The sequence below is a fragment of the Mycobacterium sp. 852002-53434_SCH5985345 genome (genome assembly GCF_001667155.1).
GTDB lineage: Bacteria > Actinomycetota > Actinomycetes > Mycobacteriales > Mycobacteriaceae > Mycobacterium.
This window is the reverse complement of sequence record NZ_LZIE01000030.1, coordinates 38,059-53,117: the sequence shown is the minus strand read 5'-3', so window position 1 is coordinate 53,117 and position 15,059 is coordinate 38,059. Positions and strand designations below refer to the sequence as shown.

Below are 15,059 nucleotides of genomic sequence, written 5' to 3'. Positions count from 1 at the left end.
TGAAAACTACGTCCTAGCAAGCGAATTCGGACAGTGGTCAGAACATCCTGCGGGCCATCTTGAAGGCCCGCGCCGTGTACGGCGGGTAGATGAAGCTGGACAGGTCGGGCCGGGTCGGCTTGGTCAGCACCGACTTGCGGTGACTGAACTCCTCGAAGCCGTAGCGGCCGTGATAGGCGCCCATGCCCGATGCGCCGACACCGCCGAACGGCAGCTTGGCCGTCGACACCTGGAAGGCGAGGTGGTTGACCAGCATGCCGCCCGCCGACACCTCCTTGATCACCCGCTCGCGGGTCTCGCGCGTCTTGGTGAACAGGTAGGCGGACAACGGCTTAGGCCGCGAGTTGATGAAACGTATTGCGTCATCAAGGGATTGGACGGTGATCACCGGCAGTACCGGTCCGAAGATTTCGTTCTGCATCAACGGCCCGTCCGGATCGGGGTCGACAACGACCGCGGGCTGGATGCGCAGGCTCGACGGGTCGCATTTGCCGCCGACGACGACCTGGCCGTCCCCGCCGGCCAGATAGCCGCTGATCCGGTCGAACTGACGCTGGTTGACGATCCGCATTCCGTTGGGCTTGTCCGACGTGAACTTCGTGATGGCCGCGCCGATCTTGCTCACCAGCTCATCGCGAATCTTGGCGTCCGCCAACACGTAGTCGGGGGCGACGCACGTCTGGCCGGCGTTCAGCAGCTTCATCCAGGCGATCCGCTTGGCCGCCACGTCCACGTCGGCGTCAGCCGCCACGATCACGGGGCTCTTGCCGCCGAGCTCCAGCGTGCAGGGGGTCAGATGCGGGGCGGCGCCTTCGTAGACCTTGCGACCGATCTCGGTGCCGCCGGTGAACAGCAGGCGGTCCAGCCCCTGCGCGATGAGTTCCTGGCTGACCGAACCGTCGCCCTCGACCACCGCGATCGCGTCGCTGTCGAGGTATTTGGGCACCAGGTCCGCCATCAGGTGCGCGGACGCCGAGGCGATCTCCGAGGGCTTGAGGATGACGGCGTTACCCGCGGCGATCGCGCCGACCGCCGGGCCCAGCGTCAGATAGAACGGGTAGTTCCACGCGCCGATGATCAGCACGGTGCCGTAGGGCTCGTATTCGATCCAACCGCGGCCGGGGAGCTGCGCCGCCTCGAGCAGCTGGTATTTGCGACGCGTCCACTTGCGCACCCGCTTGGCGGCGTACTTCGCTTCGCCGGCCGTGGTTGCGATGTCGGCGATGAACGCCTCGAACGGGCTGCGGTCGAGATCCGCGGCGAGAGCATCCGCGATCGCCGCTTCGTTCTCTTCCATCAGCTTGGCCAGCTGCAACAACTGCCGTTTGCGCCACTCCACGTCGCGGGTGCGCCCGCTGGCGAAGGTCTTGCGCAGCCGCGCGACGGTCGCGGGGATGTTCGCCGGCTGAGGTGTGGGCGCGCCGTTGGCGGCGGATGTCGTGGGTGTAACCGATTCGGTGGTCATCGTTGTCCTTCCCCTGCTTCGGTCATCCCGATGCGCCCGCTGCTCGTCGCACGAGCGCTCATGGGTGATAACCGCGATCCTAACCATCCGGTTGGGAGAGCAGTAGAAAGGATCTGATCCGGCGAACGGGCTCAGGGTTTGGACGCCGCCACGAAACTGTTCGCGAACGGCCGGTCCTCCGGTTGCGGCGCGCGGCCCAGCCGCTGGCCCTCGTCGCGCGCGCTCACCGTGCGCGTGGTCCAGCCGTGCGCGGCGAACCACTCGGCGCAGTCGGGCCGGCCCTCGTCGGAGAACCAGAGGTCGAAGGGGTTGAACGAGGTGTCTTGGCCGCGCGCTTCGCGCTTGGCCCGCAGTTCCTGCCACCTCTGCTCGGCCTCGCGGCGCTTCTCCTCGTCGACTCCGAAGTTCTCCACCGCCACCCGGCTGCCCGGTCCGCTCAGCGCATCGATGGAGGCGAACAGCGCCTCCTGCGCCGCCGCGGGCAGGAATGGCAGCAGCCCCTCGGCCAGCCACGCCGTCGGCCGGCTAGCGTCAAAACCGGCCTCGCGCAATGCCTTTGGCCAGTCGTGGCGCAGGTCGACGGGCACGGCCCGGCGGTCGGCGGTGGGCTCGGCGCCGTGGCTCGCCAGCGTCTCGGTCTTGTACTCGAGCACCTTGGGTAGATCGATCTCGTACACCACGGTGCCGGCCGGCCAGTCCAGGCGGTAGGCACGCGAATCCAATCCGGCGGCCACAAGCACGACCTGCCGGATACCCGCCGCCACGGCGTCGGCGAAGTACGCATCGAAGAAGTGGGTGCGCACCGCCTGGTAGTTGATCATGTGGTTGGGGTCCGGGGCGTCGCCACCGGAGTCGTCGTCCGGCTCGCCCGCCCACCAGGCCGCCACCTGCTCGCGGACTCCGGCCAGCTCGGGTGTGGAGACCAGCGGCTCGGCGAACTGGTCGCGGATGAGCGGTGAGTCGCTGGCGGTCTCGGCGGCGCGGGCCAGGGCGACCATCACCGCGGTGGCGCCGACGCTGGTGGCGATGTCCCAGGAGTCGTCCAGCGAGCGCGGCATTACAGCCGCTCGGCGATGACGAAGTCGGAGAAGGCGTCCTTGTCGTCGGCCAGCGGGACGTTCTCGATCCAGCGGCCCAGCCGGCGCATCTCGTCCGTCGAGCGCTGCGCCTGAGCACGCCAACCGTGGTTGTTGAGCCAGTCGGCGACGTTCGCGCGGTGCTCGTCGCGGTACATCAGCTCGCCGACGTCGACGGTCTCTTCGATGCCCAGTTCGTCGGCGACCTTCCTGAACCGCTCGCGCATCTGCTGCCGGCGCTCGTCGGCGTGCGCGGGCGCGGTTTCCGCCGAGACCCGGCTTCCGGCCGGGCTCAGTTCGCCGATCTGGGTGAACAACCGGTCCTGCGCCTCGGCCGGCAGGTACATCAGCAGGCCCTCGGCCAGCCAGGCGGTCCTCGCCGACGGGTCGAAGCCGGCGTCGCGCAGCGCGGCCGGCCAGTCCTGCCGCAGGTCGATGGCCACCGCGCGGCGCTCGGCCGACGGCGTCACGCCGTTTTCCGCCAGCGTCGCGGACTTGTAGTCCAAGACCTGGGGCTGGTCGATCTCGTACACCACCGTGCCGGCCGGCCAGTCGAGGCGGTACGCGCGGGAATCCAGGCCGGACGCCAGGATTACCACCTGCCGGATTCCGGCGGCGACGGCGTCTTTGAAGTAGGTGTCGAAGAAGTGGGTGCGCACCGCCTGATAGCCGCGCATGTGCTCGAGCTGCGCCGCGGAGTCGGCGTCGAGGGATTCGATCTTGGCCGCGACATCCGGGTCGAGCATGTGCTCCCACAAGACCCCGGCACCGGCGTTGGTGACCAGAAGTTTGGCGTACGGGTCGCGGATGAGGGCGTCCGCCCGTTCGGTCTCGACGGCCCGGGCGGCGGCGACCATTACCGCGGTACTGCCGACGCTGGTCTTGATGTCCCAGGTGTCGTCGTGGGTGCGCAGTGAGCTCATTGAATTGCTCCTTGATCCTCGGGCGGAAGTCAGTCGGTCGGCTCGCCGAGGTGCGCCCGCAGCAGCACGCTGCGCACGGCGTCTTCGGCCAGGTCTTCGGGTACCGGGCGGCCCAACCGGGCCATCTCCTCGCGGTTGTCCACGGCTCGCACCTGCCAGCCGTGGTCGGTCAGCCACTGGGCCGCGTCCGAACGGTCCGGCTCGTGGTAGGTCAGCGCCTGCACGTTGACGTCCAGGCCGAGCCGCTCCCGCATCCGCAGCCAGCGCTGTGAATTGCTCCGCGAGTTCAGGCCGAATGCCTCGATGGCGACCCGGCTGCCCGGGGCGCTGAGAGCGGTGAAAGTCTCGAACAGACGGTCTTGCGCGTCGCTTGGCAGGTACGGGAGCAAGCCCTCCGCGAGCCAGGCGGTCGGTCGCGTGCGGTCGAAGCCCGCCGCGGCCAGCGCCGCGGGCCAGTCGTCGCGCAGGTCAACGGGGACAGGGCGGCGGCTCGCGGCGGGGGCGGCGCCGTGCTGCTGCAGGATCCCGGTCTTGTATTCCAGCACCTTGGGCTGGTCGATCTCGTAGACCGCGGTGCCTTCCGGCCAATTCAGGCGGTAGGCCCGCGAGTCCAACCCGGCGGCCAGGATGACCACCTGCCGAATGCCGGCCTGCACCGCGTCGGCGAAGTACTCGTCGAAGAAGTGGGTACGCACGGCCTGGTAGTCGATGCCGATCCGATGCGCGCGGCGGCCCTGCTCGTCGCCGTCGAGCCACGCCAATTCGGGATCGGTGAGCCGGGCCCATGCCGGGCCGGCCGACGAGACCAGAACGCGGGCGAACTCGTCGCGGATCAACGGGTTGCTTCCGGCGGTTTCCGCCGCGCGCGAGGCGGCGACGCCCAGCGCGGTGGCACCGACGAGTTCGGTGATGGCCCAGCTGTCGCCGGCAGATCTCAGGGAAGGCGGTAACGACGCGTCCACATCAGTCATGACGGGGCCATGCTACCGGGATAAGTTAGTTAGCCTATACGCTTTGTGCGCAACTTCACTGCCCGCGCGATCGGCTAGGCCTCCGGCCGCAGCAGCCCGCCTTCCAGCAGCTGCCGCAGCATTCCGGTCACGGCCAGCATCTGCTGGGGGCTCTCCACCCAGCCCGCGTACAGGCCGACGCCGCACATGATGACGACCAGCGACTCGATCAGCGCCGACGCGTCGATGTCGGCGGCAACCTCGCCGCGCTCGATCGCGTGCTTGACGACTCGATCCAGGAATTCCCGGACGGCCCGGACTGACTCGTTTTCGGTCTTGTTCCATTCCGGGTGCCGCTGCGACTCGAGCACCCCGGAAATTATCAGCGCCGATCCGGCGGGATTCTCCGAATTCGCTTGCACCGCGGAGGTGATGAATGCCGTCAGCTGCGCCGCCAGAGTGGTCTCGCGGCTGGCCACTTTGATGCCGGTTCCGATGATGGCTTCGTTGGTTTGCTCCAATACCTCGCGATACAAGACGCGCTTGCTGGAGAAGTAATGGTTGATGGCCGGACGGGTCAGATCAGCGCGGGCCGCGATCGCCTGGAACGTGGCGCCGTCGTAACCGCGTTCGCTGAACACCAGGCGAGCGGCCCGCATGATTCGCTGGCGCGTCTCGTCCGCCTTTGCGGCAGGGGGGCGTCCAGGCCTGCGACCCACCCCTGAAGACATCGTTAAAGTGTGCCACCGCCACGGTGCGGCATTAGCGCGTTTGGCGGAATGCTGCCGAACTTCCCGGCCTGGTAGTCCTGCACCGCTTCAACCAATTCCGCACGCGAGTTCATTACGAAAGGCCCGTAGTGGAATACCGGCTCGCGAATGGGTCGACCGCCCAGAATCAGCACATCCATCGCGGTCGTGCGCGACGATTCCTGTGCCGGATCGGCGCCCACCGTGATCCGATCTCCGGGGCCCAGCACCGCCAATTGGCCCTCGCGAATCGGGTGAGCAACCGGACCGACACATCCGCTGCCCGACAACACGTACACGAGCGCATTGAAATCGCGCTGCCACGGCAGGTTCAGTCGGGCGCCGGTTTCGATCGTGGCGTGGGCGAGCGTGATCGGCGTATGAGTGCTTCCGGGGCCGCGGTGACCGTCGACTTCCCCGGCGATGATGCGGACCAGCGCCCCGCCGTCGTCGGACGAGATCAACTGCACGTCACCACCGTCGATGGCCTGGTACCGAGGCGGCGCGAACTTGTCTCTCTTCGGCAGATTCACCCACAACTGGATGCCATGAAAGAGGCCGCCACTGTCGACCAGTTCTGCGGGCGGCGTCTCGATGTGCAGGATCCCCGAACCGGCGGTCATCCACTGCGTCGCGCCGTCGGTGATCAGGCCGCCGCCGCCGTGGGAGTCCTGGTGAGCGAACTTGCCGTCGATCATGTAGGTGACCGTTTCGAACCCGCGGTGCGGGTGCCAGTCCGTGCCCCTCGGCTCGCCCGGCTCGTACTCCACCGCGCCCATCTGATCCATGTGCACAAATGGGTCAAGGGCGGCAGCGCTCATTCCGGCGAATGCGCGGACCACGGGAAAGCCCTCGCCCTCGTAGCCGCGCGGCCCTGTGGTGATCGACCGGACCGGGCGCTCGGTGTCGGCGGGTGCGGCGACACCGACGCGGGGCAACGTCAACGTGTTGGCGGTGATAGCGGGCATATGACCTCCGTAATGAGAACTACCCCGAATAACCGGACCGCGGTCCAGTTATTCCCCGGTGCTGCCGTCGCGGCGAAAAGTTGCGTAGGGCAATATTTGCTGCAGGAAATGGTCGCAGCGGCGTGCACGATCCAGAGGCGGCCGACAAGCAAAATGCGGCCGTGGGGGGAAGGATGCGTGGATGGGTCAAAATGTGGCGGCCACGGCTACGGTTCTGCCGATCCGGCCAGTGTCCAGAGCCGTGGGTCAGTTCGCCGGTTGGCTGCGCGCGAACCGGGTCGGGCTGTTCTGTGCGGCCATCGTCGTCGGGCTCGGCGCCGGCCTGGGCGCGGCGGCGTTCCGCTACCTGATCTACGGCTTCACCTGGTTGGCGACCGGACACGACGAATTCGGCCAGGACGGTTGGGTGGGCAGCGACCATTTGCCCTGGTTGGGAATTGGCTTCTTCGTGATCATCCCTGTCATCGGCGGATTGCTGTACGGGCCGCTGATCTCGCGGTTCGCCCGGGAGGCTCGCGGCCATGGCGTCCCGGAAGTCATGATCGCGGTGGCGGAGAACGGTGGCCGCATCCGTCCGCAGGTGACCGTGGTGAAAGCCCTGGCCTCCGCGTTGTGCATCGGTACGGGCGGATCGGTCGGCCGTGAAGGACCCATCGTTCAGATCGGCGCGGCGCTGGCCTCCGGTCTCGGCCAGTGGGTGCGAATGCCGGAAAATCGGCTGCGGGTGCTGGTGGCCTGTGGCGCGGCGGGCGGCATCTCGGCCACCTTCAACGCCCCGATCACCGGGGTGTTCTTCGCCGTCGAGCTGATCCTGCGTGAACTGTCCGTCGAGGCGATCTTCACGATCATGCTGTCGTCGATGGTCGCCGACGTGGTCGCCCGCGTGTTTTTCGGCTCGGCCCCCTTCCTCACCCAGTTGCCTGCCGGCATCGAGCTGAATCACATAGCCAACTACTTGCTGGTGGCGCTCCTCGCGGCGATCGCCGGGTTGATCGGGATCCTCTTCAAAAATGTCCTGTACAAGACCGAAGATCTTTGCGACCGGGCGTGGGGTGGGCGCCCGGATTGGGCGCGGCCGGCGGTCGGCGGGATCGTGCTCGGCCTGCTGCTGCTCGCGGTGCCGCAGCTCTACGGTGTCGGCTACCCGGTGATGTACGCCGCCTTCGCCGGCCACTACGCGCTGTGGCTCCTACTGGTGCTCGCCGCCGGCAAAATGCTGGCCTGCAGCCTGACCATCGGGATCGGCGGCTCGGGCGGGGTGTTCGCGCCCTCGCTGTTCGTCGGGGCCACTTCCGGCATGGCCTTCGGGCTGTTCGTCCAGCACACCATCGGGACGGCCGTCGGGCACCCCGCCCTCTACGCCATCGTCGGCATGGGTGCCGTGTTCGCCTCCGCAGCGCGCGCCCCGCTCACCGCCCTGGCGAGCACCGTCGAAATGACCGGCGATTTCACCCTTACCCTGCCGGTCATGTTGGCCGTAGCGGTCGGCACTACCGTGTCGCGGGGGGTTTCCTACGGAACCATCTACACGACGAAGCTGCTGCGCCGGGGCATCGACATCGACCGCCCCACTCCTACCCATGCGTTCGCCGACCTCACCGCGGCCGACGCCATGCATCCGTTCGCCATTCCACTGGACCTGACCCGCGCCGTCGGAAATGCCGATCAGAACTTGACGGCCTTGCTCGGCCCTGTCACGCGCGTGCGCGAACCGCAGGCGCTGTTCGCCAACGACAGCCTCGCCCAAGCCCTGCGTCAGCTCGTCCTCTATGGGCGCGACGGGCTGCCCGTCATCGACACCGAGGCCCGGTCTGTTCAGGGGTGGCTGACCAACCAGAATGTGCTGCGCGCGGTCGGGGCCCACTTCACGGACGTCCAGCCGGACGTCGCCACGGGCCAACCGGCTGCGGACTGGGTCGAGCCGCGACCCGCCGCCGAACACGACCCGCACAGTGAACTCGACGGGTATTGCATCGTCGAACACACCCTGGCCGGCGATTCGACCGCCGTAGGCCGGGTTCTCGGTGACCTCGACTGGCCGGACGGTCACTTCCCCGTCTCCGTGCTGCACAATCGGCGGCTCGTCGATGCCGACGCCACACTACGGCTCGCCGTGGGCGACCGCGTCAACGTCCTCGCGCCCAAAGACGGCGTGCAGCACCCGGATTCGCCGGCCCGCTAGGAACCGCGCGCGCTGCTGGCGGCGTCCTTCTCGGTGGTCGAGCCCTCGTGGGTCAATTGCCCACCCGCGCTCTCCAGGTGCGCCCGGACGAACCACTGGAACTTCTCCAGGTTCCCGGCCTGATCGATCAACAGATCCTGGGTGACCGGGTCGAGTTCCTCGGTCTCCTCGATGTACTTGCGGATGTCTTCGACGACGCCGGTGTAGACGAGGTCGAGCGCGGCCAGGTGAGCCTGAACGGTGTCGCGGCCGACGGAGTAGTCGTCCCAGGTGCGGTCTTTGATGATGGCTCCCGGCGTACCCTGCGGTGATCCGCCCAGGGCCGCAATGCGCTCGGCAACGTCGTCGGCGAAACCGCGGACCGCTTCGACCTGCGGGTCGATCATCTCATGCACGCCAATGAAGTTGGGCCCCACCACATTCCAGTGGACATGCTTGAGCGTCAGGTGAAGATCGTTGTAAGTGCTCAGTTGCTTTTGCAGCAGTTCGGTCAGCCGCGCTCCCTGTTTGTCGGTGAGCCCCGGGATGGTGAACTGTGTCATCGGTTTCCTCCGTTTCGCACACGGTCACGTCTTTTGACGTTGGTTACCCGATGACCGTTGCCGAAAACGCGGGACCGACGAGGCCATGACCACGTTTAGAGTTCGCTGATGTGCTGCACCGGTAGCCGGGCGCCGCGCCGTGGTTCGTATGCCAGCCCGCTGGCCTCGAGCAACCGGACCACTCGGTGGCGGTGTGGTCGCATCGGTTCGAGCAGCTCCAGCATGCCCGCGTCGTCGACCGGGCGGCCCGCCAGCGTCCAGCCGATCATCTTCGGGATGTGATAGTCGCCGACCGAGAGCGCGTCCGCGTCACCGAACGCCCGTTGCGCGGTTTCCGCGGCGGTCCACTCCCCCACCCCAGGCAACGACATCATCGCCTCGCGCGCCTGCGCGGGCGAACGGGACGCCAGCCGTTCCAGCGCGGCGGCCCGACGCGCACACGTCACCACGGTCCGCGCACGTCCCGGGTCGACGTTGGCTCGATGGAACTCCCACGACGGGATGTGCCGCCACTCGTCGGCCGAGGGCGGCACCCGCATTCGCGCCGGCGCCGGCCCCGGCGCCGGCGACCCGTACTTGGACACCAGCAGGCGCCAGGACCGAAACGCATCGGCGCCGGGCACCCGCTGCTCGATGATCGCCGGGATCAGCGCCTCCAGCACCAGCCCCGTACGACCGAGGCGCAAGTGGGGTACCCGCCGCTGCGCGGCGGCAACGATCGGGTCCCGGGGCGCGAAATCGGAAGCGTCGTCCTCGTGGCCGAGCAGCGCGGGCAACCGTTCGACGAATTCCGGCCCGCCGCTACCCCACGCCACACAGTGAGCGGCGTTGGCGGCCACACGGCTGATCCGCGCGGCGACGGGTCCGGTCGGCAGCAGGCTGGTCCGCCAGATCGTGCCGTCACCGGAAGCCTGAAAACACGGATCCCCGCGACCTCGGCGAAGCGGCGCCAACGTGTGCCCGAAGCTGACCACCCCGGGGAACGTGACAGTGCGCGTGCTTTCCACCGACCAACTCTCCGATTGACCGTTAACGATGTGCCAAGTCAATATTGCGATGTGATGACGCCGTTCGATGACCCGCAGGGCGAACTGGCTTGGATGTTCCTGCAAAGTACGAGCGACGGGGGCGACCTCGACGAGGGTTTTTCACTGCTCAGCGACGACTTCACCTACTGGTCGCTCGTCACGCGGGCTTCGTGCGACAAGGAAGCGTTCCGGCAAGCTATCGAGCGGCGCAAACGGGACCTCGAGCTGACCATCGACCTGGTGCGGTGTGTGAACGAGGGAGAGACCGTGGTGGTCGAGGCGCACGCCAGCGGCATCACCACCGCCGGCGTCAAATACGACAGCCCATTCGTCTGCATCTTCGACACCCGCGATGGCTTGATCGTCTCGATGCGGCTGTACAGCGACACCCGGGCCCACGAGGCCGCGCTGCCGGGGTGGATTTTCTAGGACGCAGAAACGCTGATTTCGGCCTTGTTCGGGTAGAACGCGACATGCCCGGCGATCGCCGCGACCGCGGGATAGGGCTGCTCGTAAGTCCAGATCACGTCCTCCACGGTGTCACCGGCGGAGGTGGTCACGCTGTAATAGCTCGCCTCGCCCTTGAAGGGACAATATGTGCCGGTGTCCGTGCGGGCCAGCCGGTCTTGCACCACGTCGCTCATCGGAATGTATTGCACCGCAGGCAAACTGGCTTCGCGTAATTCGAGCGCGGCCGTCGTATCGGCGACCACCTCGCCGTTGACGCGGACCTGGACCCGCCCCTTTGTCGGCTCGATGGTGATCGGGTGGCCGGCACTGGGCTCTTTGATTTCGGGATGGCTCATGGTCTCCTCCTAGACGCCGATAAAGGCTTCAACACGAGCCGGCGCCCGACGCTTCCCGATCAGGCACCCCGAATGCGTAGCGGTGATATTGGGACATATTGGCCATGGCCGGAACGACTGCCATGACCCTGCCCATCACGTGGTAGATGCGCGGAAGCCGCTCGAAGGTCTCTGATTCAAACCACCGCACCCAGGAAAGCAGTCGAGTGCCGTGCACCGCCTGGAGGATCTCGCCCGGCCCGTCGATGCCCCAGCTCAACTTCGACCCGGACCGGCGCACCACCGCGTTCATCCACTGCGACTTGATACCCGTCCGGTTGAACGCGTCGAATTGCAGCTCGCCGCGTTCGAAGCGATCAACGACCCGTTGCAGCAGCGCTATGCCGTCCTGTTGGGACAGATACATGGTCAACCCTTCGGCGAGCATCAGCGCGGGCCGGTCGTCGGGTATCTCCGCCAGCCAGGCCGGATCGGTTACCGACGCGGCGACGACGTGACAGTGCGGGGCAGCCGGGTAGAGCCGGGAGCGCAGGTCCGCGACGTCGGGGTAGTCCACGTCGTACCACTCCACCAGCGGGCTCGGCTGGAGCCTGAAATATCGGCCGTCCAGTCCGCAACCCACATGCAGGACAACCGCACTCGGATGCGCGTCAAGGAATTGGCGAGCCCACATGTCGAAGTGCGCGGTGCGAGTCGTCACCGACGATGAATTGCGCGCGGTGATAGTGGTCTTCGTCCAGTCGTAGTCGATCCGCTCGACGACCTCTTTGGCATAACGGTCGCCCAGAATCGGGTTCGGCAGGTCGGCGTCGACCGCCTTTGCATACAGCGTCGCCAGCATCGTCTGCGGCGGCCCGTCGAGATCGACGCGTATTCGGTCCACGGCCCGGGCGTCTATTCGGGCTGCGCGGCCGGGCTGGTCTTTCGCGGACTGCGCATGGCGGCCCAGAACCGGGCGGCCTCGCGGATCGACTCCTCGACCGGGCGCGGCTGCCAACCCAATTCGCGCTTGGCCTTGCCGCTGTCCACGTTGGCCTCGGCGCGCATCATGCGCACCGACGCGAGGCTGAGTTCGGAGTCCTTGCCGGTGAGCCGGGCCTTCAGGCTGCCCAGCGCGGAAAGGGCGTAGAGCATCGGGACCGAGATCGAGCGTTGCGGCGCCGGCACCCCGGCCTCGTCGGCCGCGATGCGCACGACGTCGTTCAACGCGATCATCCGCTCGGAGACCAGGTACCGCTCGCCGATGCGGCCGCGTTCGGCGGCCAGGATCATGGCCCGCGCGGCATCGTCGACGCCGACGACTTCCAGCTGGATGCCCTTCATTCCGAAGGGCAGCTTGCCGAACACGGCGCCGGCGATGAAGGCACCGTGCGGCGTGCCGCCCCAGTCACCGCTGCCGTACGTCGTCGACACGCACATCGCGATGGCGGGCAACCCCGCCTCGGCCACGTACCGCATCACCAGGTCTTCGGCCTGCACCCGGGACTGCACGTAGGGGGTCTGTCCCCGCGGGCTGATCACGTCGTCTTCGGTCGCCACGTGCCCGTGCCGCCGGCCCACCGTCGCGTAGGTGCTCGTGAAGATGAACCTGCGCAGGTCGGGTTGGCTGACCGCGACATCGAGAACGTTGCGCAGGCCCTCGACGTTGGTGCGAAACAGCGGCGCGGGGTCACGCAACCATGCGCGGGTGTCGACCACGCAGTAGTAGACGTCGTCCACACCGTCCATCGCCTCGCGCAACGTGGCGTCATCGAAAACGTCGCCGTGAAAACGGGTGAGCTCGAGGTCATCGATGGAGCGGGTGTTGGCATTCGGGCGCACCATCGCCCGGACCTGGAAACCGTCCGCGACGAGTTGGCGGGTGACGTGGGAACCCAGAAAGCCGTTGGCGCCGATGACCAATTTGGGTTTGCTGCTCACTGGGATCCTCCGTATTGCTGCATCCACCGCGCGGCGTCCTCGTCGAGCGTGCCCAGCGCCTGGGCCTTGCGGCACCACTTCATCCCGGCCTTCAGGAAACGCAGCGGGTTGTAGATGTCTTCTTCACGGCTCCACTGGCCGTCGCCGGCATACGTGATGATCGTGATGTTGGTCGCGCTGATAACGCTGCCGTCGCCGGGGTCACGCATCGGGTTGTCCAGTTCGAGGATGACCCGCCCGGTGGGCTCGTCGATCACCGACCACAGCGTGGGGAACGCGACCATGTGGCTGCCGGGGAAGCTCGTCATCGTTTGCTTGATCCACTCGCGCACCTCGTCGCGGCCGCGCATGGTGCCCGCCGCATGCTCGACGTACTCGACGTCGGGCGTGTACTGCTCGACCCAGGCGTCCCAGTCGCGCGTCTCGGCGGCCCGGGCGACCGTCTCCTCGAACCTCTCGAAGGCGGCGGCCAGTTCGGTGCGGGAGAACGAACGGGTAGTCATTTTGCGGCACCGTTGCAGCTCATCGGCGGAGTGTAGCCTGGGCGGCATCGTGACCCGTGAGGAGGACGAGCAATGGCAACCCAAAAAGCGATACTTGCCGGCGGATGTTTCTGGGGGATGCAAGAACTCATCCGCAAGCAACCAGGTGTGGTTTCGACGCGGGTCGGCTACACCGGCGGCGACGTCCCGAATGCGACCTATCGCAATCACGGCACGCACGCCGAGGCCATCGAGATCGTCTACGACCCGGCGGTCACCGACTATCGCACCATGCTCGAGTTCTTCTTCCAGATTCACGATCCGACAACGAAAGACCGCCAGGGCAATGACCGCGGGCCCAGTTACCGGTCGGCCATTTTCTACCTCGACGAGGAGCAGAAGCGGATTGCGCTGGACACCATCGCCGATGTTGAGGCGTCCGGGTTGTGGCCCGGCAAGGTGGTGACCGAGGTCAGCCCGGCCGGGGATTTCTGGGAGGCCGAGCCCGAGCACCAGGACTACCTGCAGCACTACCCGAGCGGGTACACCTGCCACTACATCCGCCCGGGCTGGAAACTGCCGCGCCGGGCCACCGCGGACCAGTAGGCGCCGCGTTCCGGCCTAGCGCCGGTGTACTACGACCCGCCCGCCGTCCTTCGGCGTGTAGGCAACACCCCGCCCGTGCCAGCGCTCCCCCGGCGCCGTCGTGGTCTCAAGGGTGAAGTGGCGCAACACCGTTCGCAGCACCACGTCCATCTCCATGTTGGCGAACGCAGCCCCCACACAGCGGCGGGTGCCGCCGCCGAACGGGATCCACGCGAAGGCCGACGGCTTGGTCCCGACGTACCGTTGCGGGTCGAAGCGCTCCGGATTCGGGAACACGTCGGGATTTTCGTGAATCTGCGCGATGCTCACCAGGATTGATTCGCCGCGGGGAATGATCCACTCCCCGAGTTGATAGCGCGGCGGATAGACGCGTCGGGCCGCGAAATCGATGACGGTCCGGGCCCGCTGGACTTCCAGGATGGTCGCCTGTCGGAGCTCCTGGCCGCCATTGTCGGCCTCCTCGACCAGGCCCGCCAGCACGTCCGGATGCCGCGTCAGCCGTTCGAACGCCCAGCCCAGCGTGGAGGCGGTCGTTTCGTGCCCCGCGGCCAGCAGCGTGAGCAGTTCGTCGCCGATGTCCTTGCGCGACATGGCGGAACCGTCGTCATAGGTGCTGCGCAGCATCAGTGCGAGCACGTCGGAGCGCTCGTCGAAGTTCGGGTCGGCCCGCTCGATTTCGATCAGCCTGTCGATGATGGTGTCGTACTGGCGGCGCCACTCGTCGAGCCGCCCCCACGGGGTGAAGCGCCCGTAATTGCGTTGCGGTTTCGGCATCGTCGCCATCCGCGAGCCCAGCGTGACCCACGGCGGGATGAGCCGGCGCAGCTCGTCGAGTTCGGCGCCCTCGGCCCCGAAGACGGCGCGCAGGATGGCGTTGAGCGTGATGCGCATCATCGACGGCAGCGTCGGGAAGGCCTCGCCCTCCGGCCAGCCGGCGGTCTCGCGCAAGGTCTCCTCTTCGATGATCGCCTCGTACTTCTTCATGCTCTTGCCGTGGAACGGCGGCGCCAGCAACCGCCGCCGCCGGCGGTGGTCCTCCCCGTCGAGCGCGAACACCGAGCCGGAGCCGAACAGCCGGCTCAGGTTGGGCTGGATGTTGCCGAGCTCGTCCGGGCTGGTGGTGAAGATCTGCTTGGCCAGCTGCGGGTCGGCGACCACCACGACCGGGCCGTAGATGGGGAGGTTCAGCGTGAAGACGTCACCGTGCCTGCGGGCCAGCCGCTGGATCATCCCGCGCCGCGACATCGCAAAACCCAACCCCTGCAACAGCTTTGGCAGCCTGGTCGCGGGGGGCAACCGGACGGGCATGGTTGCCGGTGGGGCGGTGACGGCTTCACTCATGACGGACTACTCCCCATTTCT

At 67.2% G+C, this 15,059-nt stretch carries 16 protein-coding genes; 3 read left to right on the top strand and 13 right to left on the bottom strand.

Translation table 11 applies throughout. The features are described 5' to 3' along the window. Window positions 1-37: 37 nt before the first annotated feature. From A5756_RS06770 to A5756_RS06745, 6 genes are all read right to left on the bottom strand, one after another. Window positions 38-1,465, bottom strand: a complete 1,428-nt coding sequence (locus tag A5756_RS06770; RefSeq protein ID WP_066949375.1) for an aldehyde dehydrogenase family protein — start codon at window positions 1,463-1,465, stop codon at window positions 38-40. A gap of 131 nt (window positions 1,466-1,596) precedes the next feature. Beyond that, window positions 1,597-2,523: a class I SAM-dependent methyltransferase gene (locus tag A5756_RS06765; protein WP_066949372.1), complete on the bottom strand. Its 927-nt coding sequence runs from the start codon at window positions 2,521-2,523 to the stop codon at window positions 1,597-1,599. Beyond that, window positions 2,523-3,455 carry a class I SAM-dependent methyltransferase gene (locus A5756_RS06760; protein ID WP_156659296.1) on the bottom strand — a complete coding sequence of 311 codons (933 nt, stop codon included), beginning with the start codon at window positions 3,453-3,455 and terminating at the stop codon, window positions 2,523-2,525. Before A5756_RS06760 ends, A5756_RS06765 begins: the two co-directional genes overlap by 1 nt. 38 nt (window positions 3,456-3,493) lie before the next feature. Further along, window positions 3,494-4,435 (bottom strand): class I SAM-dependent methyltransferase, encoded by a 942-nt coding sequence (locus A5756_RS06755; RefSeq protein WP_066949366.1) that lies wholly within the window; start codon window positions 4,433-4,435, stop codon window positions 3,494-3,496. 74 nt (window positions 4,436-4,509) lie between these two features. Continuing rightward, a complete protein-coding gene (locus A5756_RS06750; RefSeq protein WP_066949363.1) occupies window positions 4,510-5,145 on the bottom strand; it encodes a TetR/AcrR family transcriptional regulator in 636 nt (211 codons plus the stop codon). A 2-nt stretch (window positions 5,146-5,147) separates the two neighbouring features. After that, entirely contained in the window at window positions 5,148-6,131 is a 984-nt protein-coding gene (locus A5756_RS06745; protein ID WP_066949359.1) for a pirin family protein, read from the bottom strand. 181 nt (window positions 6,132-6,312) lie between these two features. On the opposite strand from A5756_RS06745, the gene A5756_RS06740 reads away from it, so the two are divergent. Continuing rightward, a complete protein-coding gene (locus A5756_RS06740; RefSeq protein ID WP_066949356.1) occupies window positions 6,313-8,313 on the top strand; it encodes a chloride channel protein in 2,001 nt (666 codons plus the stop codon). Here A5756_RS06740 and dps read toward each other — a convergent pair. Together dps and A5756_RS06730 are read right to left on the bottom strand one after the other, a co-directional pair. Beyond that, entirely contained in the window at window positions 8,310-8,855 is a 546-nt protein-coding gene (gene dps / locus A5756_RS06735) for a DNA starvation/stationary phase protection protein Dps (protein ID WP_066949353.1), read from the bottom strand. The two genes, A5756_RS06740 and dps, sit on opposite strands and share 4 nt — an antisense overlap. A gap of 95 nt (window positions 8,856-8,950) precedes the next feature. Next, complete coding sequence (locus A5756_RS06730; RefSeq protein WP_066949351.1) at window positions 8,951-9,862, bottom strand: DNA-3-methyladenine glycosylase; 912 nt, start codon at window positions 9,860-9,862, stop codon at window positions 8,951-8,953. Between the two features lie 51 nt (window positions 9,863-9,913). Between A5756_RS06730 and A5756_RS06725 the strand changes: the two genes are divergently transcribed. Next, entirely contained in the window at window positions 9,914-10,312 is a 399-nt protein-coding gene (locus A5756_RS06725; RefSeq protein WP_066949349.1) for a nuclear transport factor 2 family protein, read from the top strand. Here the strand turns inward: A5756_RS06725 and A5756_RS06720 are convergent. The 4 genes from A5756_RS06720 to A5756_RS06705 are packed head-to-tail and all read right to left on the bottom strand — an operon-like array spanning window position 10,309 to window position 13,112. Then, complete coding sequence (locus A5756_RS06720) at window positions 10,309-10,689, bottom strand: DUF427 domain-containing protein (RefSeq protein WP_066949346.1); 381 nt, start codon at window positions 10,687-10,689, stop codon at window positions 10,309-10,311. The two genes, A5756_RS06725 and A5756_RS06720, sit on opposite strands and share 4 nt — an antisense overlap. A 28-nt stretch (window positions 10,690-10,717) precedes the next feature. Further along, entirely contained in the window at window positions 10,718-11,563 is an 846-nt protein-coding gene (locus A5756_RS06715; protein ID WP_066949512.1) for a class I SAM-dependent methyltransferase, read from the bottom strand. Window positions 11,564-11,583: 20 nt separating this feature from the next. After that, window positions 11,584-12,609, bottom strand: a complete 1,026-nt coding sequence (locus tag A5756_RS06710) for an NAD-dependent epimerase/dehydratase family protein (protein WP_066949343.1) — start codon at window positions 12,607-12,609, stop codon at window positions 11,584-11,586. Further along, on the bottom strand, window positions 12,606-13,112 hold the full coding sequence (locus tag A5756_RS06705) for a nuclear transport factor 2 family protein (RefSeq protein WP_066949509.1): 507 nt from the start codon (window positions 13,110-13,112) through the stop codon (window positions 12,606-12,608). The genes A5756_RS06710 and A5756_RS06705 overlap by 4 nt, the downstream gene beginning before the upstream one ends. Before the next feature lie 72 nt (window positions 13,113-13,184). Between A5756_RS06705 and msrA the strand changes: the two genes are divergently transcribed. Further along, a complete protein-coding gene (msrA, locus tag A5756_RS06700) occupies window positions 13,185-13,697 on the top strand; it encodes a peptide-methionine (S)-S-oxide reductase MsrA (RefSeq protein WP_066949340.1) in 513 nt (170 codons plus the stop codon). Between the two features lie 15 nt (window positions 13,698-13,712). On the opposite strand, the gene A5756_RS06695 is transcribed toward msrA, so the two are convergent. After that, window positions 13,713-15,038 (bottom strand): cytochrome P450, encoded by a 1,326-nt coding sequence (locus A5756_RS06695; RefSeq protein WP_066949337.1) that lies wholly within the window; start codon window positions 15,036-15,038, stop codon window positions 13,713-13,715. Between the last annotated feature and the right edge of the window lie 21 nt (window positions 15,039-15,059).

Bases quoted from the DNA above. Each gene is read 5' to 3' on its own strand.
- A5756_RS06770 (WP_066949375.1), bottom strand. From the start codon at position 1,465: ATGACCACCGAATCGGTTACACCCACGACATCCGCCGCCAACGGCGCG.
- dps (WP_066949353.1), bottom strand. From the start codon at position 8,855: ATGACACAGTTCACCATCCCGGGGCTCACCGACAAACAGGGAGCGCGG.
- A5756_RS06765 (WP_066949372.1), bottom strand. From the start codon at position 2,523: ATGCCGCGCTCGCTGGACGACTCCTGGGACATCGCCACCAGCGTCGGC.
- msrA (WP_066949340.1), top strand. From the start codon at position 13,185: ATGGCAACCCAAAAAGCGATACTTGCCGGCGGATGTTTCTGGGGGATG.
- A5756_RS06755 (WP_066949366.1), bottom strand. From the start codon at position 4,435: ATGACTGATGTGGACGCGTCGTTACCGCCTTCCCTGAGATCTGCCGGC.
- A5756_RS06720 (WP_066949346.1), bottom strand. From the start codon at position 10,689: ATGAGCCATCCCGAAATCAAAGAGCCCAGTGCCGGCCACCCGATCACC.
- A5756_RS06695 (WP_066949337.1), bottom strand. From the start codon at position 15,038: ATGAGTGAAGCCGTCACCGCCCCACCGGCAACCATGCCCGTCCGGTTG.
- A5756_RS06705 (WP_066949509.1), bottom strand. From the start codon at position 13,112: ATGACTACCCGTTCGTTCTCCCGCACCGAACTGGCCGCCGCCTTCGAG.
- A5756_RS06745 (WP_066949359.1), bottom strand. From the start codon at position 6,131: ATGCCCGCTATCACCGCCAACACGTTGACGTTGCCCCGCGTCGGTGTC.
- A5756_RS06750 (WP_066949363.1), bottom strand. From the start codon at position 5,145: ATGTCTTCAGGGGTGGGTCGCAGGCCTGGACGCCCCCCTGCCGCAAAG.
- A5756_RS06740 (WP_066949356.1), top strand. From the start codon at position 6,313: ATGGGTCAAAATGTGGCGGCCACGGCTACGGTTCTGCCGATCCGGCCA.